This is a genomic window from Chryseobacterium sp. GQ58 (assembly GCF_059758895.1).
Window position 1 is genome coordinate 359,928 of sequence record NZ_JCAXEH010000004.1, and the last position, 23,632, is coordinate 383,559.

Below are 23,632 nucleotides of genomic sequence, written 5' to 3' on the forward strand. Positions count from 1 at the left end.
AAAAAACTACTCCAAAAATAGAGTAGTCTGTATATTTTAATTTTCGAATAATTTTAAGCTAATCTTTCGATCAAAGCCATGTAAAATCCGTCGTAGCCTTCACTTGGCATTACTTTTTCTTCTTTTAACAATTTGAAATCCGGATTGTTTTTAAGGAATTCCGCAACCTGCTCGTTATTTTCAGATGGAAGAATTGAGCATGTCGCATACACCATTTTGCCGCCTTTTTTAAGGATTTTAGAATAATCCTGAATGATTTGCTGCTGTTCTTTTTTGATTCTGTCGATAAAATCCTGATCGATTTTCCATTTGCTGTCCGGATTTCTTTTTAAAACTCCTAAACCTGAACATGGCGCATCGATCAAAAGTCTGTCGGCTTTTTCGTGAAGTCTTTTGATGACTTTGTTGTCAGAAATTAGACGTGTTTCAATATTGTGGGCTCCGGCTCTTTTTGCACGGCGTCTTAATTCTGCTAATTTCCATTCGTAAATATCCAAAGCGATGATCTGTCCTTTATTGCCCATCAAAGCGGCTAAATGAAGTGTTTTTCCACCTGCGCCTGCGCAAGCGTCCACAACTCTCTGGCCTTCTTTTACATCAAGGAAATATCCTATTTTCTGGGAAGAAGCATCCTGAACCTCAAACAATCCGTCTTTAAAAGCGCTCGTGAGGAAAACATTCTTTTTCTCTTCAAGCTGCACGGCATCAGGATAATTTTTTACGCTGTAAGAAACTACGTTTTCATCAGATAAATCTGAAATAAGCTCTTTTGTTGAGGTTTTCAAAGAATTTGCTCTTAAAACTGTAGGAGCCTGCTCGTTTAAAGCTTTCATTTCTTTTTCCCAGTTGGCGCCCAATTCTTTTTCTAAAGTTTCGGCAAGCCATTCGGGAATAGAATGTTCGATTGCTTTTGTAGGAACCGTTCCTTTTTTAAGTTTAGTGATAATATCGGCGATTTTGATGCCTTCAAATTCCTCAAATCTTTTATAATTGCTTTCGCTCCAAAGAAGATAAGCGACGATCAATTTATAAATATTGTTGGGCTTTACTCCTTCGCCCATATAATATTCCAAACGTTTTTTCCAACGGATGATGTTGTAAAAAATCTCGGAAACAACGGCTCTATCTTGGCTTCCCCACTTTCTGTTAGCTTTTAAAAGTCTTTCGATTACTTTATCGGCATATTTATTTTTCTCGAAAAAAGTTTCTTGTAAAGCATCGTGAATTCCGATCGCTAAATTTCTGTGAATAAGTTCCATAATTGCTGTAAGCTGTTTGAACTTGCAAAAATACGAAATTTATAAATGTTATTTGTTATGAATTATAAGTTATGAATTATAAGTTTTATTTTGCTTTTACTTTTTAAATAATCTAAATAATTTGAATGTTCAGCATTGTTTAAATAAAAAATACATTTAATGTGGAAATCTTTTGAACTCACAATTCATTATTTTAACTCATAACTCAAAAATCCTACCTTTGCAGAAATTAATAATAATGAGTGATCCTATACTTTGTCCGAAATGCAGCTCAGAATTTACATATCCAAGCGATAATATGATGGTTTGTTCGCAGTGCTTTTATGAATGGAATCCTGAAGAATCAGCTGCTGAAAGCGACAATGCCGGAAAAATTTTAGACGCCAACGGAAACGAATTGCAAGACGGAGATTCTGTAGTTGTAGTAAAAGATTTACCTGTAAAAGGCGCCCCAAAACCTGTAAAAGCTGGAACTAAAGTGAAAAACATCCGTTTGAGACCGGAAAGCGATCATAATATTGACTGTAAAATTGATGGCTTCGGATCAATGGCCTTGAAATCTGAATTTGTAAAGAAAGCTTAGCTCGCAAATGGCTTAAATTATAGCAAATAAAAAAGGAAAAGATTGGACAGTGTAATCTTCCAAAGACTTAATTGCAGGAGAATGCTAATGTCTGTCTCATTTGGCGGAAGAGAATTAACCAAAAATTTCCTTATTCTGTTGTTGTATTACAAATGTAGGAAAACCATTGAAAATCAAATTGATAATTATTAATAATTTATCCACAAACTAACATTAACGGTCTAAAAGAAATGTTAATTATTGTTCAGAAAACGAAATATTTACGTTGCCTTCAATTTTCTGGTCAGTATAAATGATGATTTCCTTGGTTTTTAATTTCAGTTTATTCCAGTAATGGTTTCCCGCAAATCTGCTTTCCAAAACTTGAGAATCGATCCCGTTTTCTTCAATTTTTATTTGGTGAGGAAAATAAGCAAACCGGGAAATTGCAAAGTCTGAAATTTCAGGTTCTGTAAAAATATTTACTTCTCCAAAAAGCTTGGCAACATAAGTGTTGTAAGGATTTTTGTAAGTTTCTTCGGCGGAATCATTTTGTATAAGTCTTCCGTTTTCAAGAATAATAATCTGGTCGAGCCACGGAATAATATCCTGCAATTCGTGTGTAGAAATAATTAAAGAAATATTTTTTTCTTTCACATATCGGAACAGCTTTTCACGAAGCTCAATTTTACGCGCAAAATCAAGATGACTGAAAGGCTCGTCCAGTAAAAGTAATTTTGGAAGCACGGAAAGCGCTCTTGCAATCGCAACTCTTTGCTGTTGTCCGCCGCTCAGATATTTAGGAAGTACATTTGCAAATTCAGATAATCCAACAACTTCCAGAAGCTCGTTTACGGTTTCTTTTTTCTTTGCTAAATTGATGTTTGAAATAAATTTACCTACATTTTCGGCAACGCTCGCATAAGGCATCAAATCAAAATTTTGAGCCACAAACTTCATTTCACTTTCTCCGGGAACCAGATTTCCTTTTGGCCCTAAGAGTTTTTTATCCTGAAAAATAATTTCACCTTTTTCCCAATTCAGCAAACCATAAATAAGATTCAGCAGCGTAGATTTTCCACAACCGCTTTCTCCGGCTAATGCTATTATTTTTCCTTCATCCAATTTCAGATTAAAGTTTTGAAACAATTGCTGTTCTTTATGATGTGAAAAATAGAGGTTGTTTATTTCTAAAAGCATAATACAAAAGTAAGTTTTTTACAAAAAGGCTCAACTTTTTTTATTACTTTAGCGTGACATTAAATTTTATTAAAATGAAAAGAAAACTGTTTTCCCTTGCCATTCCGGCGTTTTTTGCTGCTGCTGTAATTGTTTCGTGTACAAAAGAAAAACCTGTAACCAGCGAAAGTAATGATGTGACGACTACGAAAGATGGAAATCAGTATGCGCTTGATACTCTGAACAGTAGAATTGAATGGAAAGGATATAAAGTATTTAAATCTGAAAATACCAGCCATTTTGGAACAATCACATTTGAAAGCGGTGATGTTACCGTGAAAGACGGAAAGCTGGAAAGCGGAAAATTTGTTACTGATATGAATTCTTTGACTTCTGTAGATTTAAAAGATGATGCAGATCAAATGAATAAGCTAAACGGACATCTGAAAAGCGCAGATTTCTTTGAAACTGAGAAATTTCCTACCGCTTCTTACGAAATTACAAAAGTAACTCCGGTTGCAGAAGGTGATTACAACACACTTTTGGATGGTAATTTGACGGTGAAAGGAATTACAAAACCAATACAGTTTAAAGCCAATATTGCAGTAAATGAAGGAGAAGTGAGCATTGCAACTGAACCAAAAGATATTAAAAGAGAAGAATTTGGTGTGAAATTCCAAAGTCCGGCGGAAAACGGTGTCATAAAAGATGAAGTGACTCTTCAGATCAATGTGAAAGCTTTGGAAAAGAAATAACCTTTCATTACAACTAATAAATTTTAAAATCTGTCTCTTGTATGAAGACAGATTTTTTTTATGAAAATTTCAAAACTTTTTTAAATTGAAAACCTTATTTTTGCAGATATATTTTTTGAAAGGGTTTAAGATAATGACAGATAAGATAGAGGAATTACTGATTGAAGTAAATGGTTTCAGCGCAACATCCAAAGATGAAATAGAAAATTTTCGAATCAAATATAATGGTAAAAAAGGGGTTTTAAATGATTTTTACGAAGCATTAAAAACTATTCCCAATGACCAGAAAAAAGAATTTGGGCAGAAAATTAATTCTCTGAAACAGGCTGTTGCTGCAAAGTTGGAAGATTTTAAAAATACTTCCGGATCTTCTGTTATCATTGAAAAAGAAGATCTTACAAGACCCGCTTTTCCTTTGGATCTGGGCTCAAGACATCCTATTAATCTGGTGAAAAACAGAATAATTGAAATATTTAAATCCATTGGTTTTGCCGTTGCAGACGGACCCGAAATTGAAGATGACTGGCACAATTTTACAGCTCTGAACTTACCCGAATATCATCCGGCAAGAGATATGCAGGATACTTTTTTTATCGAGCAAAATCCCGACATTCTTTTGAGAACGCATACATCTTCTGTTCAGATTCGTTATATGGAAGAAAATCAGCCGCCGATAAGAATTTTATCTCCGGGAAGGGTTTTCAGGAATGAAGCGGTTTCTTCACGTTCGCATTGTATTTTCCATCAGATCGAAGGTTTGTATATTGATGAAAATGTAAGCTTTGCAGATTTGAAACAGACGATTCAGTTTTTTACAACCGAACTTTTCGGAAAGTCTAAAATCAGAATGAGACCTTCTTATTTTCCTTTTACCGAGCCAAGCGCGGAGATTGATGTGTATTGGGGTTTAAACTCTGAAACAGATTACAGAATCACAAAAGGAACGGGCTGGCTGGAAATCATGGGATGCGGAATGGTAGATCCTGCCGTTTTGAAAAATGTAAATATTGATTCTGAAAAATATTCCGGTTATGCTTTCGGAATGGGTATTGAGAGAATTGTAATGCTTCTTTATCAAATGAGCGATATCCGAATGTTTTTCGAAAATGATATCCGAACTTTGGATCAGTTTAAGACTTTATAAACGATAAAATTATATAAATAAAACCTGTGAATTTCACGGGTTTTTTTAGTATTAATTGATGAATTTCATAGATAAAAAATTTAATTGCACAAAGCAAGCTGTATTTTTATAAGATTGCTTAATTTTACATTAGTGATAAAACGCTGCAACAAAAATTATTCACACCATAATATTATTTTCGTTGAAGATTTTAATGGCTTCAACAGCATATGTTATTACAGACTGGTAACGGTTGTTTTTGTTGAGTTGATTGAAAAATAGGATTAAATATGAAATCAAAATATGTTCTTTCAAAATTGTTGAATTTTAAATCAAGAAAAATTGTTCATTATTCTCTTATTTTATGCATTTTACTGATACAGCTTACTATAGCCGGATTTTTTTATAATGAATTTATTAATAGTAAAAATTTAAGTTTTATTGAAAAACAGCTGAAAGAAGTTCAATCATTGGAGAAATTGACTGATAATTCAAGAAGTGAACTTTTAAATGCACAAAAACATCTTCAGAAATTTTTTGAAAGTGAAGATGATAAATATTTGAAATCCTATTTCAATTCTGTAAACAAATTGGGTGAAAACCTCGATCGTATCAATCATTTTACAGATAAAAATCCAAGATTAAAAAACATCTTATTATCAAAGAAAAAGGATTCGTTGGGAACAGGGAACCTAAAATTATTGATAGATTCAACGTATCAATTTTCTACAACATCCAATTTTAAAATTCGTGAAAAATTACCCGAATTAAAAAAGTATGATTTTAATTACCAATTGGAAATTCCTGAAATACAAACCCAGACTTATACAGATACAATCGAGAAAAAGGGTCTTTTCGGACGTTTAAGAGATGCAATATCCGGAAAAGTAAACGTGAAAAAAGACAGCACAGTTGTTACGGTAAAGCAGGGCGACGGGCCGGATATGGCAAAAATACAAAATGACTTGGACAGTATTGTTAATCAGGTTAATAACCATTATTTCCGAGAAATTAAGAAAACACAGCTGAATGTTACTCAAAATCAGGATAATAACGGTAGATTTTATAAGGTTTTTAATAATCTTCTTATTTACAGTAATGGCTTAATGAATATTTATGAGTTTGCAATCAAAGATTCTAAAAGCGATCTTGAAAAAGAATATGCAGAACAAAATTCACTGAACAATAAAATCAGAATGTATCTCGTACTGGGCTTGATGATTTTGATGTTTATTGTTTCAGTATTGATCATGTATTTCACAAGAATGGCCTTTATTTATGAATGGAAACTGAACGCCGCAAATAAAAAAGTTAAAGAAAACCTGAATTTTAAAACCCGAATTTTGGGGATGCTCAGCCACGAATTTAGATCACCTTTGAAAATTATAGGCATTTTCATCAACAGAATTAGCAACAAAACGAAAGATGAAAGTATAAAAGAATATCTAAAATCAATAAGTTTCACCAATAATTCTTTATTGATACAGGCCAACCAAATTCTCGAATACGCCAAAGATCCAAAGAAGAAAAATAAATTGGTGCCTGTGGTTTTTAATCTTAAGAATGAAATACAATCAATCTTAAACTCTGTGGAACCTTATCTAGAAACACGAAACAACAGATTTGTCATTCATGAAAATATAGATCCTGATTTAATGGTTTATTCGGACAATACGAAAATCAATCAGGTTTTTATGAATATTATAGGAAATGCAAATAAATTTACCGAAAACGGACAAATCACTGTGACGACCAAAACAGAACTTGTAGACGAAAATACAGTTTCCTTGATAACAGAAATAAGCGATACCGGTGTTGGGATTTCCAAAACTGATCTTGAAAAAATATTTGAACCTTATTATCAGGGAATAATATCTGAAGAAGTCGAAAATCTCGGTGCAGGCCTTGGATTGAGCCTTTGTAAAGAAATTGTGGAGTTATATTCCGGAAATATATCTGCAACCAGCGAACTGAATAAAGGGACAACGGTAGCTTTCAGCATTAATTTAAGTATTAATAACCGATAAATGAACCACCAAAATCATAAAAAGACTACTTATCTGCTTGCCGACGATCACAGTCTTATCAGACAGGGCGTTGTTTTTCTTATAGAAGATTTGGGGCTGGATTGTGAGATTCTTCAGGCTTCAAATTTACAGCAGGTTTTAGATTCGATTAAAGTAAATACGATTGATATTGCCGTAATAGACGCCCATTTTCCAGACGGAAACAGCCTTACGATTTTACCGGAAATTAAAAAGCTAAGTCCCCAAACCAAAATCTTAATTTTTACCGGAATTGATGAAAATACACAATCACTAAAGTTCATCAATGCAGGGGCCAGCGGATTTCTAAGCAAGTTGAGCGATGAAGATATTATAAAACAAGCCATTCTAAAAATGCACAACGAAGGAGAATATATTTCTTCGGTAACGCAGGCTTTATTATTGAATTCTTTGCGAGATCCTAATCTCATCAATCCACTTTTCAGCTTGTCTGAAAGAGAATTGCAGATTGCAAAAATGTATGCCGAAGGATACGGAAATCTGGAAATAGCAAATGATTTGAATATTAAACAAAATACGGTAAGCACTATCAAAAAGAGAATATTTGATAAATTAAATATTGAAAATATTGTAGAACTTATTGAGTTGATTAAAAGTCATTAAACATCTTTAATTGTTGTCAAACAGCTGATTTTAAAGGATTAGTTATTAAGCGGAAATTAAAATTCCGCTTTTTTGTAGAAAAATATCTACAACTACAGCGATATATATCGATATGATTTGTAATGACCTTATGCTAATCTAGTGTTATCTTTGTATCAATATAAAGGTTATTTTATTGTAATCGTAAATATAAAGCTTTTCAAATACGATTTTATAACTTTATTTATGATTTAATTCTGAAATTATTTAAAAGACAACATTATTTTTAAAATAATATTTTGTATTGGTGTGGCAACACAGATGATGAAAACTTAAAGTATCATTAATTACGGAGTCTTAAGGGCTCTGTAAATGATACTAAAGAAACACAATTTAAGGAGGTTAAAAACACAAATGATATGTCGCAACAGATTTAAAACTCTGTAATGACAAAAACGCAATTTTTGAAAAAAGATTCTAGAAACAAAATGATGAAAAACTAGAGTATCATTACAGAGTCTGTAAATAATACTTAAAAAGAAACACAAATTCAGAGGAGGTTAAAAACACAAATGATGAAATGTCACAGCAGAATTTAAAAATTCTGTAAATGACAAAAACACAATTTTGAAAAAAAGGTTCTAGAAACCAAAGTGATGAAAAACCCTAAGGTATCATAATTACAGAGCTTTAAGCTCTGTAAATGATACTAAAAACAGAAACACAAACTCGTAAACAGTTCTAAGAACACAATGATGAAACCTCAAGAACAAGCGTACATAAAAATGTACGCTTGCTTTTTTGTAATGTTTTTTTAGAAGCGGTTGATCAAAATCCATGAAGTCCCGTCACCCTGAACGATAATACCTCTTCCCAAATTTTCACCCGATAATCCATAAGATCCACTGTTGGCAGGCTCTCCAGGTATATAAAGACTATTATTGGTAAAAGTGATATTATGTATGCCGCTACTTGCAGGATTACCTTTTATAATATGATAAATCCTTCCTTTGTTTGAAGCAGTCGCTTCAGGAACTGTAATGTCACCAGTTGCTAAAATCGTATGATCATTATTTTCTAGAGTTCCTGTACTCAGTGTACGGATTTTAGTTCCCAAAGAACCGTTTACCTCCAATGTAGATAACGGAGTTTCAGTATTCATTCCAATTTTTCCGTCAGATTTTATAACCATTCTGTTTGCCGGATTTATACTACCATTTGGAGTAGTGGCAAAAACAAGTTTTCCGGGCATAGAAGAGGAAGAAACGGTTCCTGTATTATCGACTTCAGAAGCGACTTCGGCAGCAATTGAAAAAGGGGAAACTGGGTTTGTGGCAGAAAGAGAAAGGTTAAATCCATTATAGCGTATGCCTCCTAGCCGGTCTCCGTTTTGTACAATAGAAGGATTTAGTGCGCTTGTACCTCTGGCACGGAAGACATCTAAATCCATATCATCAGTCGCTACTGTACTTGAAGTGGAAAAAATTGCATCTTTAGTCCCATCAGAATGCACATGAAACGCGCCTCTAGGTATTTGAATCCCTACCCCTACAACTCCCATGTGATAAATGGTTTCCGTATTGCTGTTTGATTTTGTATCATCTGTCGTGGTGAGTAATGATGCACCCTGATTATTCCAAGGTTCTTTCACTGTATCCAAAGGCTTCCAAATGCCGGCAGCAGAATCCCAAAAATGAAATCCTTTTGAAAATTGAGGATTTGTAGTTGTACCTGTTCCAACAATATCATTTATGAGAAATAACAACTGTCCGTTTTCCAATCCATTTTCGGATAAATCACTTACCCTTGGAATCAGAATTCCATCTTTCGAAGTGTTTGAGCCGTTGTCATTAGTTCCGGCGATATGTAGTGTAGTTACAGGAGTAGCAGTATTTACACCCACGTTACCTTGTTGTGCATAGGTAAGCGAAGTTGTAAATACAGCGAAGATCATAATTTTTTTCATGAGTTTCTATTTTTAAATTTATTGTAAAAATTTTAGTTATTAATGATAAATATAATTTTTTTTATTAATATTTTAAAATTAAATATGAAATTTTACAATATTGTAAGAACTTATGCTTAAATATTACAATAAGTATTTAATGATTAAATACAAAAAATGTCTGCGAAATTCACAGACATCTTTAATGTTAAATAATAAATAGATCATTTGGAAAACTTCATCGGATATTTTACATTTTTAAAATCATTCAGACTGGCTTTTAAAGATCCTACAGCTAGTTCTGCTTGAAGCAGCATTGGAACATGGTTGGCATCATTGGTCACCCACATTGTTACGCCTTCTTTTTCTTTAAATACCCTACCGCTTTTTACGGACGGAATAATTTTAAGACAATTGATGGTTCCAAATTTTGTTTTCAAGTTTTCTGTACCTACAACTCGCAGCTGAAAAGGAAACATTTCATCATCAATCCAGACATTCATATTGATTACCGATCCTATTCTCAATTCATTCGAACTTTTACTTCTTAAATAATAAAAGCTTGACAGCATATCCTGTACACCTTTTACTGATTTTATGGTTTTGGAGCCATTTGCCGGAGTTTTTTTATCGGTAAGCACCAAAGTATGATTATCATGATTAAAAACCGTCTGTAAATGCTGTCTGTAGCTACCTTCCTTTACATTTCTCACATAAAAGCTTGGCAATTCTGTTTGCATATTGATGTAGCTTTCGTAGAGATCTTCTACCTTGAAAAATGCTTTTACAGCACCGGTTGTTTGCCCTGTTCCTCGTGCATAAAGATGTGGTTTGCCCTGAAAATTTACAATTCTTGTAGATAAATTGGCAGTTCCTGCATTTAGAAAACCATAATGAATTCTAAATGTCAGTGATTCACCATTAGCAATATTTTTAATTTGGGAATTTCCAAGAAAAGAAACAAATAGTGCGATGAAAAAAAGTATTTTACTCATAATCATATATTTTACAAAAATACTGCCAAATTTTTAAGCAGAATTTTAAATAGCATTTGATAAATCTCAGTTATTTATTTAGACTGAATTAAATATGCTTCGCATTAAAATTAGTAAATTTGCAGTTACACATAAATTAAATTATCTATAATTATGATAACGACCGACATATTGATTATTGGAGCAGGACCGACAGGACTTTTTGCTGTATTTGAAGCAGGTTTGCTAAAAATGAAATGCCATATCATCGATGCGCTTCCTCAACCCGGAGGTCAGCTTGCAGAGTTGTATCCTAAGAAACCAATTTTTGATATTCCGGGTTATCCATCGGTAAATGCAGGTGAATTGGTAGATAATTTGATGGAGCAGATCAAGCAGTTTCAGCCAGGTTTTACGTTAGGCGAAACGGCGGTTTCTTACACCAAAGTTGATGATGAATGGTTTGAGGTTGTTACCAACAAAGGAACGGTACACAGAGCCAAAGCCATTGCAATTGCGGGAGGTTTGGGTACTTTTGAGCCTAGAAAACCTGCCATCGAAAATGTTGCTGATTATGAAGAAAAAGGCCTTGAATATTTTATCAAAGAACCTGAACATTTCAGAAATAAAAAAGTGGTAATTGCCGGCGGTGGAGATTCTGCTTTGGATTGGAGTATTTTCTTATCAAATGTTGCAAGTGAAGTGACGTTGATTCACAGAAGAAACGAATTCCGAGGAGCTTTGGATTCTGTAGAAAAAGTACAGGAACTAAAAAATCAGGGTAAAATTAAATTAATTACTCCTGCTGAAGTTACCGCAATAAAAGGTGACGGAAAAGTAGAAGCAATCACCGTGGTAAAAGATGGTGAAGAAGCTTATGATCTTGAAACCGATTATTTTATACCACTTTTCGGATTGACGCCAAAATTAGGCGAAATAGCTCAGTGGGGATTAAATATTGAGAAAAATGCGATCGTTGTAAATAATGCACTTGATTATCAGACAAACATCAACGGAATTTACGCAATTGGTGATATCAACACATATCCAGGAAAATTAAAATTAATTCTTTGCGGTTTCCATGAGGCAACATTAATGTGCCAAAGTGTTTACAACAGGTTGAATCCGGGTAAAAAATTCGTATTAAAGTATACAACCGTAAGCGGAGTAGACGGATTCGATGGAAGCCGAAAAGAAGCGGAAAAAGCGGTTGTGAAAAAAATTGACTAAAATTATGTCAGATATTAATATTAAGATTACCGATAGAGAAGGCGTAGCTCACGATATTGTTGCTCCGACAGATATGTCAATGAATTTGATGGAAATCATCCGTTCGTACGAGTTGGCAGAAGAAGGAACGATTGGGGTTTGCGGCGGAATGGCCATGTGTGCTTCTTGTCAGGTTTACGTGATTAATGATCCCGGGTTGGTAGAAATGGGCGATGAAGAAGATGCAATGCTTGCGGAAGCTTTTCATGTGAAAGAAAACAGCAGACTGGGATGTCAACTGCATATTGCCGAAGAAATGGAAGGTCTTGAAGTAGAGATTGCTCCTTATCCTTAGAAAAAAAAATTTAAATAAAAACCGTTCGAAATTTCGAACGGTTCTTTTTGTTTACAATAATTGTTTCTTATTAATTTTTAGAAGGCTGAAATTTTGGATGTCCTACTTGCCATAGTGCAAATGAATAAATATCTGCATATTCTTGGAAAACTACATCTAAATCATTTGTGAAGTGCCCATTTTGATAGTTGATATAAAGCAAAACAGGTTTTTGAGAAGCGGAATTATTCTGTAAAATTGCAGCAAATTTGCCAGGCATCCAAGGAACAACTCTAGAATCATTCATACCACTTCTTATGATAACTGCGGGATATTTTTCTCCTTTTTTTACTTTGCTTTGCGCATCCATTTCTATAATATGTCTGGTATCTTCTTCTTTTTTTAACGTTCCGATTTCAGGAATTTGATTTGGTCCGTTTGCTGTTACTTCTGTGCGTAAGGTATTCGTCATTCCTACTTCAGCAATTGCAACGGCAAAAAGATCAGGTCTTTCTGTGATGGCTCTTCCAATTAATACCCCTCCCATGCTTACACCATTTCCGATAAGTTTTGAAGGGGAAGAATATTTTTGATTAACAAGATATTCTGAACAAGCAATGAAATCTTTCCAAGTATTGGGTTTGGTAGCTTTCATACCGGCTGTATGCCAACTTTCACCTTTTTCGCCACCGCCCCTTACATGAGCATAAGCAATTACCACACCTTGCTCCAGTAAAACAGAAAGCATACTCGAAAACTGAGGCGTGTAAGAAACTCCATACCCTCCATATCCTGTGATATAAGCAGGACTGCTGCCATCCATTTTCATGTTTTTCGGATAAATAATAGAAAGCGGCACCATTACTCCGTCATGGCTTTTTACTTCGACTTCTTTTACTTGGTAAAGTTCTTTATAATCAGGATAATCTCCTGTTACATCAAAAGTTTTGCTCTTTGATGCGACTCCTTTATTAGAATTGTATTCATAAATACTGTAAGGACTAAGCCAACCGTAATTAAAGCATAAAAGGTCATCATTTTCACGCGCATTTAAGGATCCCGAAGTATTTACTCCATCAGGTAAGGGTATTTTTTTTGTGTCAAAAGTTTTAAAATTGATCTGATACTTATCCTGATTGATTCCGTCACTTAACCCATAATACAAATAGTTTTTAGAATTACTAATGTTTGTAATCACTTTATCGGTTTCAGGAACTAAAATTTTAGCGTTATCATAATCAGGGTTGTTTAAGTCTGTAATTCCTACTTTATAATTCGGAGTATTTTTATGAGTTAAGAAAAATAATTTATCGTTTTTTATAAGGTATTCTGTAATTTCATCAGAAGGTGAAATCAGAGCTTTCCAACTTATTTTCTTGTCTTTTACTGTAGAGTAGGGAGCATAGAATACCGGATTTTCTGATTTTGTAGAAGTAATTCTTAAGATGATGTATTTGTAATCATCAGTAAAATAAATACTAGTAAATTGTTCCGGAAGAATACTTAGTTCTGGATACTTTTCTCTGGATGCCAATACAATATCATTGTCGGAATTTGTACCGATTTGATGAAGCATGGCCTTCATGTCTTTCAGCAAATTATTACTTTTCGGATCACCTGTACTCATTTTTGTATAGATCAGAGATTTGCTGTCTGGAGTAAATTCAAAACCAAATTCGCTCCAGATAGGACCTAAAATATCGGTTAAAAGTTTTTTTGTAGATAAATCTAATATCCTTAACTCACAGATTTCTGCACCCGCTTTGGAAAAAAGTATAGCCATTCTTTCGCCTTTCGGATCAACTGAAAAACTGGTTATTTGAGTATCTTTTCCCAATGTTTCAGGGTCAAACAATAAAGTTTCTTTTCCCGTGAGAATATTTTTGGAATAGAGTTTTGAAAGTTTTGCGTTTTTTATAGTTTTCCCATAAAAATAAGTATTTCCAACCTGAGTAATGCGTCTATAAGAATCTCCACCCATTTTCTGTACTTCTTTCATTCTTTTGAAAAGAGCATCACGATTAGGAATTTTATCGATTACACTATTGCTGAAATCAGACTGAGTTTTAAACCAAGATTGCACTTCAGTATTCTGAGTATCTTCCAGCCAACGGTAATTATCGGTAATTTTTGTTCCAAAATAATCATCCACAACTGTTTTTTCAGGAGATTTTGGGTAATTGTATTGAGCCAAAAATAATTGACTCAAAAATAAGCTTATAGATAGAATAATATTTTTCATAAATATATTATGTGATAAATTGGTATCTGCGAATGTAATAAATTTTATTACTCAAAATCAAAAATATCCAAAATCAAACGACTTTGGATATTCAATATGTTATTTTGGGCTGTTATTTCTTCGGAATATTCGCTAAAATATCTTTAAAGAAGCTCCAGAATTTCTGGGCTGAAGGAATATTTGCCTTTTCATCGGGAGAATGAGCTCCTCGGATGGTTGGCCCGAAGCTTACCATTTCCATTTCAGGGTAATTGGCTCCGATAATTCCGCATTCCAAACCTGCGTGGCAAGCGCCAACATGAGGCTTTTCTTTGAACTTTTCTGTATAGATTTTCTCCATCAATTTAACTATTTCTGATCCAGGTTTTGGCTTCCAGCCGGGATAAGAACCGCTGAATTCTACGTTCATTCCTGCTAATTCTGCAACCGATTTTAACTGCTCAGAAACAGAATCTTTTGAAGATTCCACAGAAGATCTCGAAAGATTCAGAATTCTTAGGTTTCCACCATTTAATTCAACTCTTGCAATGTTATTTGACGATTCTACAAGATCTTTTACATCCGGACTCATTCTGTAAACTCCGTTGTGAAGAGATTTTAAAACCAAAATAATTTTCTTTGAATCTTCTTCGGAAAGCGCTTTTTCAGAACTTGTTGAATTTTCTAAATTGATGTGAAGATTAGGTTCAATGGAAGCAAATTCTTCTAAAATATCTTTTTTAAGATTGGTAGTTACCTCTTCGATAAATTCATTGGCATGTCTTACCGAAACAATTGCGAAAGCCTCTCTGGGAACTGCATTTCTCAAGCCTCCGCCGTCAATAGAAATCAGCTGAATGTTTTGATTGGCTAAACCTTTATATAAAATTCTACTCAGGATCACGTTAGAATTTCCAAAACCTTTATGAATGTCCATTCCGGAATGCCCACCTTGTAAACCTTTCACTTCGATTCTTACGATTTGGCCTTTTGCAACTTCTGTATTATATGACTGATTTATCGTAACATCGATTCCGCCAGCGCAGCCGATGTCGATTTCATCATCTTCTTCGGTATCTAAATTTAACAGAATTTCACCCTTTAGCTGGCCGGGCTTTAAACCTAAAGCTCCTGTCATTCCTGTTTCTTCGTCAATCGTAAATAAAGCTTCCAATTCAGGATGCGGAATGTCTGAACTTTCCAGAACCGACATGATTGTCGCAACTCCCAAGCCATTGTCTGCGCCCAAAGTAGTGCCTTTTGCCTTTACCCAGTCGCCTTCGATTTCCATTTTGATTCCTTCTGTTTCAAAATCAAAATTTACATCATTATTTTTCTGGCAAACCATGTCGAGATGAGATTGCAGCACGATAGATTTTCGGTCTTCCATTCCTGCGGTGGCAGGTTTTTTAATAATTACATTTCCTACTTCATCCATCGAAGTTTCCAGACCTAAATTTTCACCAAATTCTTTGATAAAAGCAATTACTTTTCCTTCCTTTTTTGATGGTCTCGGAACCGCATTCAATTTGGAAAAATTCTTCCAGATAACTTGCGGTTCTATATTTGATAGTTCCATAAAATTTATTTTTCTCAAAATTACAAAATTAAAAATGCTCCTGAAATTCAGAAGCATTATTTTTAAAAGCAGGAAGCCGGTTTAGCATCCACATTCTCCGTAAATCGGCGTTGTTACAACTGTGCCGTCGGGTTTTTCAATGGTAAGAGTACCTTCAAATAACAGGGCTTCTTCATGCTTTATTTTTTTTCCTTTTATAGAGATTTTATAATTTTCATTCTCTATTTCTTTGGTGATTTCATCGTCAACTTCCATATCGCTTGATGAGATCAGATTCATAGCCAGCCTTTTTCCGTCGAGCTTCATATAGGCTGTCTTTCCTGCATCATCGGCATAAATGTATTTTTCGTTTTCAAAATCTGCTTTGTTTTTCGCAAAATAGCAAGAGCATTCTTTGATCTCTTTTGGAAAAGGAAATACATCAACTAAGATTTTTCCTGAAGCCGAATCTGTTTTTACCGAATCCTGAACAATCGTAAGTGAATCCTGAGATGCGGGATCTGTAACGGTTTCTTTTTCCTTTTTACAGGCAATTAATAAAAACGCTGAAAAGAAAATGATAAAATATTTCATTTGTTTATTTTTTTTATTATCCTCTTGCTCTTTCCAGAAGAACCATCATCAACAATGATAAAACTACTAAACTTTCGTCTTCATCGTCAATATCGATCAGCCTGTCCAGCTGGAATCTTCTTCCAAACATTGAAGGCATTTTTTTTAGCTTAAAATATTCTTTTCCGTCTATTCCTTTTACGGTGTAAGAAGGGTTTAGGAAATATCCGGTAAACAATCCGATGATCGGGATCTCTCCAACCATGTTATCGAAAAACTTTACCCAGGCATTGTCTTCTGAGATCGTAAATTTAGCCTTATCAGATTCATCTAAAACATCATAAGTGGATTTCCAGATCGAGCGCATCCCTTTTCGGGCCAATCTTCCGAAGTTTTTTGTGTTGATGGCATCCTTTATAGAATAAGAAGCGTTAAAATCTATCCATTGATTGGCCTGAATTCTGAAAAGCTCCTTTGTTTTGCTTTCATCGTTGAAAACGACAACATCTTCTTTCAGCTTAAACATTTTCTGGCGCACATACGCCACATAGTTTCCGTGCTTATCGGTAATATTGAAATCGCTGGCAAGAGTTGTGATTTTAAATTTGAAATCCAGCGGATAATTGAGGTTATTAAGTACCATTTAGTTTACTTTTTTCATATATTCATCAAAGATAAATGTTTTGTGAGGATTTAAGAATTAAAATTGTTAATTATAAAGGTCAAAAATTTAGTTGTTTAGCTATAATTATTAAACTTTAAATCAAACAATCAACGATTGACTGACAATTAAAATTCTCAACTTTAATTCTTATTTTTGCATTTATGGATTATCCAAGTAAAGTATTGGCAAAAGCGGTTGAGGAAATATCGGGCCTTCCGGGGATTGGCAGAAAGACAGCGCTGCGATTGGCTCTTCATTTGCTAAAACAGCCCGGCTCGAGAGCGACGGGCTTGGGAAATTCTATTATCAATCTTGTGAATGAAATCAAATACTGTAAAGAATGTCATAATTTTTCAGATTTTGATATTTGTGAGATCTGCAGCAATGATAAAAGAAGTGATGAGCTGATCTGCATCGTTGAAGATGTGCGTGATGTGATTGCCATCGAAAATACCGGGAAATATAAAGGAAAATACCTTATTTTAGGTGGAAAGATTTCTCCGATGGAAGGAGTAGGACCTCATCAGCTGAACATTCCAAGTATCGAAAAAAAACTGCAGGAAGGTAAAGCCAAAGAATTTATTTTTGCACTGAGCGCTACAATGGAAGGCGATACGACAGCATATTATATTTATAAAAAGTTTAAAAGTTCCGGGATCAATTTTTCGAGTATAGCACGAGGAATTTCGGTAGGAGATGAGCTGGAATATGCTGATGAGATCTCTTTGGGAAGATCAATCATCAACAGGCTTCCATACAACGAAAAGGACTAAAATGAAAAGGAAGCTTTCAATAATCATCGTCAATTATAATGTAACGCAACTGCTGAGAAATTGCCTGTTGTCGATTAAGCGGTGTGTGACTGATATTGATTATGAAGTGATTGTGATTGATAACAACTCAACAGACAGCTCGTGGGGCGATCTCATTCCTGAATTTCCAAAAGTAAATTTTATAATTTCTAAAAAGAACGAAGGTTTTGCCAAAGCAAACAATAAAGCCATTGAAACCGCAAACGGAGACTATCTTTTAATTTTAAATCCCGATACGGAATTGGAAGGGTTTTATATGAAGGATATTTTAGACTTTGCAGATTCCAAGAGCAATTTCGGTTGTCTTGGTATAAGAATGCATGACGCCGAAGGGAATTTTTTACCTGAAAGCAAACGTTCGGTTCCGGATATGTTTAATTCTTTTGAAAAGCTGTTTACCAATTTTAAAAAGAAAGATTCAAAATCTTATTACAGAAACGATATCGGCGAATTTGAAGTTGCAGAAACAGAAGTGATTACTGGTGCTTTTTTTCTTGTAAAAAAAGAGGTTTATCAAAAGGTTGGCGGTTTGGATGAAGCTTATTTTATGTATGGTGAAGATATTGATTTGTGCTATACGTTACTGAAAAACGGCTATCAGAACTATTATTATGGCAAAGCTTCGATTCTGCATCACAAAGGCGAAAGTACCGTAAAAGATGAGCTTTATCTCGAAAGATTCTACGGAGCCATGCACATCTTTATCGATAAATATTATAAAAGCAACAAGCCTCTGCAATATTCATTTTTAAAAGCTGGACTAAGGCTCAGACATCATATAGAACGGATCAAATTAAAATAAAAAAGCAACTCAATCGAGTTGCTTTTATTTATCTTAAATAATTATTTTATTATTTGGAAGCAGGTACAGATACCGGAGCCGATTGAGAAGCTGGTGCATTCTGAGTAGGTGCTTCTGTTTTTACAGGAACTGGCTGTACAGGTGCTGATTTTGTAGGTTTACCGGTTACCACAACGCTTATCATAATAAGAATGATGATTACCGCGCCCAAAGACCAGGTTGCTTTTTCCATAAAGTCGTTGGTTCTCTGTACTCCAAACTGTGCAGAAGATGCACCTCCAAATGTACTTGAAAGGCCTCCACCTTTTGGGTTTTGAGCCATAACAACGATTACCAATAAAACGCTGGCAATCATAATAAGAACCATCAATAGTGTAAATATAGTATCCATTAATTTGATATCTTTTAGAATGGGCAAATTTAATCTTTTTTTATCGAATGGCAAAAAAAGATGTTAGCAAATGTTGATAAAATAAAAAGCGGCAACATAGTCACCGCTTTTATAATATTTAAATTATTCTTATTTGAAATCAGAATCTTTTGCCTGATTCACCTGATAAGATTTTACTTTCATGGTCATATCCATTCCCATTTGGGTTACAGAGATCGTGTAAGGCATTTTTACGCCTGCGACTTCTTTGTAATCAGAAAAAGTAGTTGGAATGGTCACTTCTTTCCCCTGAACTTTTGTAGTTTCAGTTTCCCCGGTTTTAAGACCTGTTTTTACGCTGTAATAATAAGTTTTATTATCAGTTTTTACAACATAAGAATCTTCACCGTTTACCTTTTCAATTCCTGCCAATTTGTAATCTCCGGATTTTTTGAAACCTAATTCTTCAAAAAGTTCAGTGTTTTTCAAGTTATCAGCAATTTCTTCTTTGGTCATGACTACTTTGTTCCCCATTTGCTCAGAATAACCTGACTTTCCGTCAAAAACCTGTTTTTGCACAGTTTGGCCCATTGCAGATACTGTTGTGATCTCTTTTCCACCTTGAGCTTTAACTATTTTAAAATCAATGTTTTGACCCTGCATCGAAATAGTAGCTTCGCTTGTGATAGAATTTATTTTCTGCACAGCAGATAAACCTCCAATTGCATTGATATATTTGTCTGCAATTGAAGCAACGGTAACACTTGCATCAACCTTCTGTGCAGTTGGTTTTGCAACAGGGTTTGCATTGCTGTCATAATACTTTACAGGATAACCCAATTTTTCTAAACCTTCAGAGATTTCAGATGCTTTACCTGCAATGAAAATTCTGCTTTGATTTGGATAAACAGTAGCTTTCACAGCGTTTGAAACATCTGCAGCAGTTACTTTATCAATAGATTTTAAATAATTAGTATAAAAATCTGCAGGAAGATCCTGAACTTTTTGGTTAACAGCAAATCTTGCAATCGTTGCAGGCTGTTCCAAAGCTAAGATAAAGCTTCCTTTTAATTTTGCTTTAGCATTTGCCAATTCGTCTGGTTTTACTGAAGAGATAGCATTGATCTCGTTCATGAATTCTTTTACAGCCTTATCGGTAACTTCATTTCTTACGCTTGCTTCAGCAGAGAATTCTGGAGAAAATTTGCTTGCGGTCATGCTTGAATAGGCACCGTATGTAAATCCGTTTTTCTCTCGAAGATTCATGAAAAGTCTTGCTTCACCACCACCTCCTAAGATGTAGTTTGCAATTGTAGCAGGGAAATAATTAGGGTCTTTCATTTGCAGCGTATTGATGTTTCCTACAGAAACTACAGATTGTACCGCAGAAGGCACGTCTACTACATTGATCTCGGTTTTGGCTACGTTAGAAGCCGGCTGTAAAGGTGCGAAAGTAGTGTTGGCTTTTTTCCAGTTGCTGAATGCCTTTTCAACCATCGGCTTTATTTTTTCATACTTTACATCGCCTACAATTACAAGATAAGCATTATCCGGAGCGTAATATTTTTTGTAAATATTCTGTACGTCGGCTAGCTGAATTTTGTTAATTGATTCTACAGTTTCAAATTCCCCTCTTGCTGTATTTTTTCCGTACGTTAATGCTCTTGAAACTTTCGAAGCAATAGAAGAAGTATTTTTTTCGTCAGCTTTTAAGCCTTCGATTGCTCTTTCTTTTGATTTTTGAACTTCATCAGCAGAAAATTTAGGGTTGATGATTGCATCAGACATTAATCCCAAAACTTCCGGGAAATATTTTGAAAGTGAATTCGAAGAAGCTCCCGATGAAGAAAATCCGATGTTTGCGCCTAAGAAGTCTACTTTTTTGTTGAATTCGTCTTTGCTTAAAGTTGTCGTTCCGTTACCCAGCTGATCCGCCATGATTTGGCTTACTCCTACAACTTCACCTTCGTAATAAGGAGGTCTGTCCATAGAAAGGCTCATGTTTACTCTTGGCAGTTTGTTGTTTTCAACCACCATTACGGTTAAGCCATTTTTAAGCTGGAAAGTTTTTGGTTTTGCAATATTGATTTCAGGAGTTGGTCCCGGCTTCGGCATTGCATTAAGATCTATTTTTTGGGCAGAAAGCATTCCTGTGAATAAAAATGCTACCGCTATATATGTTAATTGCTTTTTCATTTGTAAAATTTAATTTTTAATAATCCTTATTTAATTGTTGATATTTATAAGATTTAAAACTATTAATAAGGTTTAAATCTAATATCTTGAATCTATTTTAAAAGATTACTTTTTTTCAGGAACGTAATTAATGATTACTCTTTGGTTAGGATTAAGATACTTTTTAGCAGCATTTTGAAGATCTTCTCTTGTGATTGATCTGTAAATGTCTATTTCTTTATTGATTAAGTTGGTATCTCCCATCAATACATGGTTTGTTGCCAAAGAAGCAGCAATCCCCTGAATACTTGAATTCTGATTTACAAACTGATTTTCATATTGGTTCTGAAGCTTTTGGTAATCTTCCTTAGAAATCAATGTAGTCTGAAGTTTTTTGATTTCAGCATCGATATCTGCCTGTAAAGTAGCTTTCGATGTAGTTCCCATCGGAATTGCGAAGAATGCAAAAATACCGTAATCTTCAAGACCTTGGTTGAAAGCAGCTACTTGAAGCGCCTTTTTCTCCTGATCTACCAATTTTCTATATAAAACTGAAGATTTTCCGCTACTTAAATAAGAGGAAAGCATATCTAAAGCATACGCATCTTTTTCTTTGTTACCTGGTGTTCTGTATGCAAAAATATAAGCAGGAAGCTGAATGTTTGGATCTGTCGCCGTTACTTCTTTTTCCTGAGTAATTGGAGCATCTTTCGGGAAGTTTTTAGGATAAGTGGTTCCTTTAGGAATACCTCCGTAATATTCTTTGATCCATTTTTTAGTTTGTTCAGGGTTGATGTCTCCCGCCACGACTAAAGTTGCATTGTTCGGAACATAATATTTTTTATAAAACGCTTTAAATTCATCTAATTTTGCTGAATTCAAATCTTCCATAGACCCGATTGGTGACCAATGATACGGATGGTTGGTAAAAAGATTCTTTAAAATAGCTGTAAAAAGATTTCCATAAGGTTTGTTGTCTAAATTTTGTCTTTTCTCCTCTTTTACAACTTCTCTTTGCGTATCTACACCAATTTGGTTGATTTGTGCATGACGCATTCTTTCAGCTTCCATCCAAAGTCCTAGTTGCTCGTTGTTTGAAGGGAAAGTTTCGTAATAATATGTTCTGTCATTACTTGTATTGGCATTGTTTTGTCCACCATTTGAAGATACAATTTTAAACCATTCGCCTCTTTTAATATTTGGAGTTCCTTCAAATAAAAGATGCTCAAAAAAATGGGCAAAACCCGTTCTACCTTTTACCTCATCTTTAGAACCAACATGATACATTACACCTGTGGTAACCACCGGTGCGGTATTGTCCTGATGAAGAATTACATGCAGGCCATTTGGCAAAGTGTACTCTTCGAATTTGATTTGTTGTGCATTTAGCATTACTCCAAAAAAAGCAGCTGCTACAGCACTAAGAAGTCGTTTTTTCATAAATAGAAATTGTTTTATCAATTAGTACTAAATTTACTGTATTTGTTACAAATAAAAAATCTACATATTCAAATGTAGATTTTAAATTTAAAATATAAATGTTCTAAATCAACATTGTTCAGCTATCATATACTGACCGCCGCCAATTGGTGAACTTACGGCGCATCCCATCCCAGCTCCTCCGCTCATTGGTGCGCAGCTATCGCAATGATGCATAGATATAACCTGACCAGATGCACAAGTCATTCCGCAAACATTGTCCCCTGTTCCTCCAGTTAATTTTTTAAGTTCGTTTCTAGAAAGTTTTTTTAAATTTTTCATTTTAATAAGAATTTTAATGATGTGTTTTGTAATGTTACGAAAAATATTTCAACTATAAATATGAATATTGTGTTTTTTTTAATAAATATGAAAATTTAAGAATCCCTGAATCGAACTATCAAACGGCAATCCTTGACCGTTGGACAGGCGAAGGAATATACGGTTACTGATTAGAACTTTACATTTTCTTCTGAAATTATAAAAAGTAAAGGGGTCTGATTTTTGCTACAGACACCCAGAAGTAAAAATTGAAATAAAATGCCTAGTTCGACAAAAGTTTTAGTGGTGGATGACAGCCCCGCAATCGTTGATTCTATTGAGATGATGCTTGATTTTGAAGGATTTCAGATTGGAAAATTTTATAAAGGTTCAGATATGCTGAAAACATTGGATAGCCAATCCAAACCCAATGTTATTTTGATGGATATGTGGCTTTCCGGGGAAGACGGAAGAGATATTTGTAAAGTCATCAAGTCAGACGAAAACCTGCGGGATATTCCTGTTTTAATAATGTCTGCAAGCAGAGGATTGGAACAGTCGGCTTTAGATGCCGGTGCAGACGCTTTTATCGCAAAACCGTTTGATTTGGGGGATATGGTAGACAGAATAAAGCATTATGCAAAATAACAACACATCTTTATAAATATAGAACAGCAAAATAATAATTTGCTGTTTTTTTATTTTAAACCTTAAATCCTTGATTGTTAA

Annotated in this window: 22 protein-coding genes and 1 pseudogene; 10 read left to right on the forward strand and 13 right to left on the reverse strand. The window is 34.4% G+C overall.

All coding sequences use genetic code 11. The features are described from left to right. Window positions 1-53: 53 nt before the first annotated feature. Window positions 54-1,259 (reverse strand): RsmB/NOP family class I SAM-dependent RNA methyltransferase, encoded by a 1,206-nt coding sequence (locus tag AC6CHK_RS13150; protein ID WP_498096853.1) that lies wholly within the window; start codon window positions 1,257-1,259, stop codon window positions 54-56. A gap of 238 nt (window positions 1,260-1,497) precedes the next feature. Here AC6CHK_RS13150 and AC6CHK_RS13155 point away from each other — a divergent pair, with 238 nt between their 5' ends. Further along, on the forward strand, window positions 1,498-1,842 hold the full coding sequence (locus AC6CHK_RS13155) for a zinc ribbon domain-containing protein YjdM (RefSeq protein ID WP_498096855.1): 345 nt from the start codon (window positions 1,498-1,500) through the stop codon (window positions 1,840-1,842). 237 nt (window positions 1,843-2,079) lie between these two features. Here the strand turns inward: AC6CHK_RS13155 and AC6CHK_RS13160 are convergent, their stop codons facing one another. Continuing rightward, on the reverse strand, window positions 2,080-3,021 hold the full coding sequence (locus AC6CHK_RS13160) for a sulfate/molybdate ABC transporter ATP-binding protein (RefSeq protein ID WP_498096857.1): 942 nt from the start codon (window positions 3,019-3,021) through the stop codon (window positions 2,080-2,082). A 74-nt stretch (window positions 3,022-3,095) separates the two neighbouring features. Between AC6CHK_RS13160 and AC6CHK_RS13165 the strand changes: the two genes are divergently transcribed. The 4 genes from AC6CHK_RS13165 to AC6CHK_RS13180 all read left to right on the forward strand — a co-directional run bounded on the left by AC6CHK_RS13165 (window position 3,096) and on the right by AC6CHK_RS13180 (window position 7,547). Continuing rightward, complete coding sequence (locus AC6CHK_RS13165; RefSeq protein WP_498096859.1) at window positions 3,096-3,755, forward strand: YceI family protein; 660 nt, start codon at window positions 3,096-3,098, stop codon at window positions 3,753-3,755. A gap of 133 nt (window positions 3,756-3,888) precedes the next feature. Next, window positions 3,889-4,899: a phenylalanine--tRNA ligase subunit alpha gene (gene pheS, locus AC6CHK_RS13170; RefSeq protein WP_498096861.1), complete on the forward strand. Its 1,011-nt coding sequence runs from the start codon at window positions 3,889-3,891 to the stop codon at window positions 4,897-4,899. A 269-nt stretch (window positions 4,900-5,168) separates the two neighbouring features. After that, window positions 5,169-6,905 (forward strand): sensor histidine kinase, encoded by a 1,737-nt coding sequence (locus tag AC6CHK_RS13175; protein WP_498096863.1) that lies wholly within the window; start codon window positions 5,169-5,171, stop codon window positions 6,903-6,905. Then, window positions 6,906-7,547 (forward strand): response regulator, encoded by a 642-nt coding sequence (locus AC6CHK_RS13180; RefSeq protein ID WP_498096865.1) that lies wholly within the window; start codon window positions 6,906-6,908, stop codon window positions 7,545-7,547. Window positions 7,548-8,340: 793 nt separating this feature from the next. On the opposite strand, the gene AC6CHK_RS13185 is transcribed toward AC6CHK_RS13180, so the two are convergent. Next, window positions 8,341-9,492: a hypothetical protein gene (locus AC6CHK_RS13185; RefSeq protein ID WP_498096866.1), complete on the reverse strand. Its 1,152-nt coding sequence runs from the start codon at window positions 9,490-9,492 to the stop codon at window positions 8,341-8,343. A 203-nt stretch (window positions 9,493-9,695) separates the two neighbouring features. Next, complete coding sequence (locus AC6CHK_RS13190; RefSeq protein WP_498096868.1) at window positions 9,696-10,466, reverse strand: DUF3108 domain-containing protein; 771 nt, start codon at window positions 10,464-10,466, stop codon at window positions 9,696-9,698. Between the two features lie 153 nt (window positions 10,467-10,619). On the opposite strand from AC6CHK_RS13190, the gene AC6CHK_RS13195 reads away from it, so the two are divergent. Both AC6CHK_RS13195 and AC6CHK_RS13200 read left to right on the forward strand, forming a co-directional pair. After that, window positions 10,620-11,675 (forward strand): NAD(P)/FAD-dependent oxidoreductase, encoded by a 1,056-nt coding sequence (locus AC6CHK_RS13195; protein WP_498096870.1) that lies wholly within the window; start codon window positions 10,620-10,622, stop codon window positions 11,673-11,675. Window positions 11,676-11,679: 4 nt separating this feature from the next. After that, the gene (locus AC6CHK_RS13200) at window positions 11,680-12,009 is read left to right on the forward strand and encodes a 2Fe-2S iron-sulfur cluster-binding family protein (protein ID WP_498096872.1); all 330 of its coding nucleotides are present in this window, start codon (window positions 11,680-11,682) and stop codon (window positions 12,007-12,009) included. A 70-nt stretch (window positions 12,010-12,079) separates the two neighbouring features. Here the strand turns inward: AC6CHK_RS13200 and AC6CHK_RS13205 are convergent, their stop codons facing one another. The 4 genes from AC6CHK_RS13205 to AC6CHK_RS13220 all read right to left on the reverse strand — a co-directional run bounded on the left by AC6CHK_RS13205 (window position 12,080) and on the right by AC6CHK_RS13220 (window position 16,983). Beyond that, the gene (locus AC6CHK_RS13205) at window positions 12,080-14,230 is read right to left on the reverse strand and encodes a prolyl oligopeptidase family serine peptidase (RefSeq protein ID WP_498096874.1); all 2,151 of its coding nucleotides are present in this window, start codon (window positions 14,228-14,230) and stop codon (window positions 12,080-12,082) included. Window positions 14,231-14,342: 112 nt separating this feature from the next. Further along, entirely contained in the window at window positions 14,343-15,788 is a 1,446-nt protein-coding gene (locus AC6CHK_RS13210) for an aminoacyl-histidine dipeptidase (RefSeq protein ID WP_498096876.1), read from the reverse strand. A gap of 81 nt (window positions 15,789-15,869) precedes the next feature. Next, a complete protein-coding gene (locus tag AC6CHK_RS13215; protein ID WP_498096878.1) occupies window positions 15,870-16,361 on the reverse strand; it encodes a hypothetical protein in 492 nt (163 codons plus the stop codon). Window positions 16,362-16,377: 16 nt separating this feature from the next. Beyond that, complete coding sequence (locus AC6CHK_RS13220) at window positions 16,378-16,983, reverse strand: LURP-one-related/scramblase family protein (RefSeq protein WP_498096880.1); 606 nt, start codon at window positions 16,981-16,983, stop codon at window positions 16,378-16,380. Window positions 16,984-17,165: 182 nt separating this feature from the next. Between AC6CHK_RS13220 and recR the strand changes: the two genes are divergently transcribed. Together recR and AC6CHK_RS13230 are read left to right on the forward strand one after the other, a co-directional pair. Further along, the gene (recR, locus tag AC6CHK_RS13225; RefSeq protein ID WP_498096882.1) at window positions 17,166-17,777 is read left to right on the forward strand and encodes a recombination mediator RecR; all 612 of its coding nucleotides are present in this window, start codon (window positions 17,166-17,168) and stop codon (window positions 17,775-17,777) included. A gap of 1 nt (window position 17,778) precedes the next feature. Continuing rightward, window positions 17,779-18,618 carry a glycosyltransferase family 2 protein gene (locus AC6CHK_RS13230; RefSeq protein ID WP_498096884.1) on the forward strand — a complete coding sequence of 280 codons (840 nt, stop codon included), beginning with the start codon at window positions 17,779-17,781 and terminating at the stop codon, window positions 18,616-18,618. Window positions 18,619-18,667: 49 nt separating this feature from the next. Here the strand turns inward: AC6CHK_RS13230 and secG are convergent, their stop codons facing one another. The 5 genes and pseudogenes from secG to AC6CHK_RS13255 all read right to left on the reverse strand — a co-directional run. Continuing rightward, window positions 18,668-19,009, reverse strand: a complete 342-nt coding sequence (gene secG / locus AC6CHK_RS13235; protein WP_498096886.1) for a preprotein translocase subunit SecG — start codon at window positions 19,007-19,009, stop codon at window positions 18,668-18,670. 129 nt (window positions 19,010-19,138) lie between these two features. Continuing rightward, window positions 19,139-21,184 (reverse strand): M16 family metallopeptidase, encoded by a 2,046-nt coding sequence (locus AC6CHK_RS13240; RefSeq protein WP_498096888.1) that lies wholly within the window; start codon window positions 21,182-21,184, stop codon window positions 19,139-19,141. 105 nt (window positions 21,185-21,289) lie between these two features. Further along, window positions 21,290-22,603, reverse strand: coding sequence for a M16 family metallopeptidase (locus AC6CHK_RS13245; RefSeq protein WP_498096890.1), 1,314 nt, complete (start codon window positions 22,601-22,603; stop codon window positions 21,290-21,292). Between the two features lie 108 nt (window positions 22,604-22,711). Then, window positions 22,712-22,849, reverse strand: coding sequence for a hypothetical protein (locus AC6CHK_RS13250; RefSeq protein WP_498096913.1), 138 nt, complete (start codon window positions 22,847-22,849; stop codon window positions 22,712-22,714). A gap of 21 nt (window positions 22,850-22,870) precedes the next feature. Then, a pseudogene (locus AC6CHK_RS13255) lies at window positions 22,871-22,924 on the reverse strand (bacteriocin-like protein); the annotation flags it as partial. A 258-nt stretch (window positions 22,925-23,182) separates the two neighbouring features. Between AC6CHK_RS13255 and AC6CHK_RS13260 the strand changes: the two are divergent. Then, window positions 23,183-23,551: a response regulator gene (locus AC6CHK_RS13260; RefSeq protein ID WP_498096892.1), complete on the forward strand. Its 369-nt coding sequence runs from the start codon at window positions 23,183-23,185 to the stop codon at window positions 23,549-23,551. The last annotated feature ends 81 nt before the right edge of the window (window positions 23,552-23,632 follow it).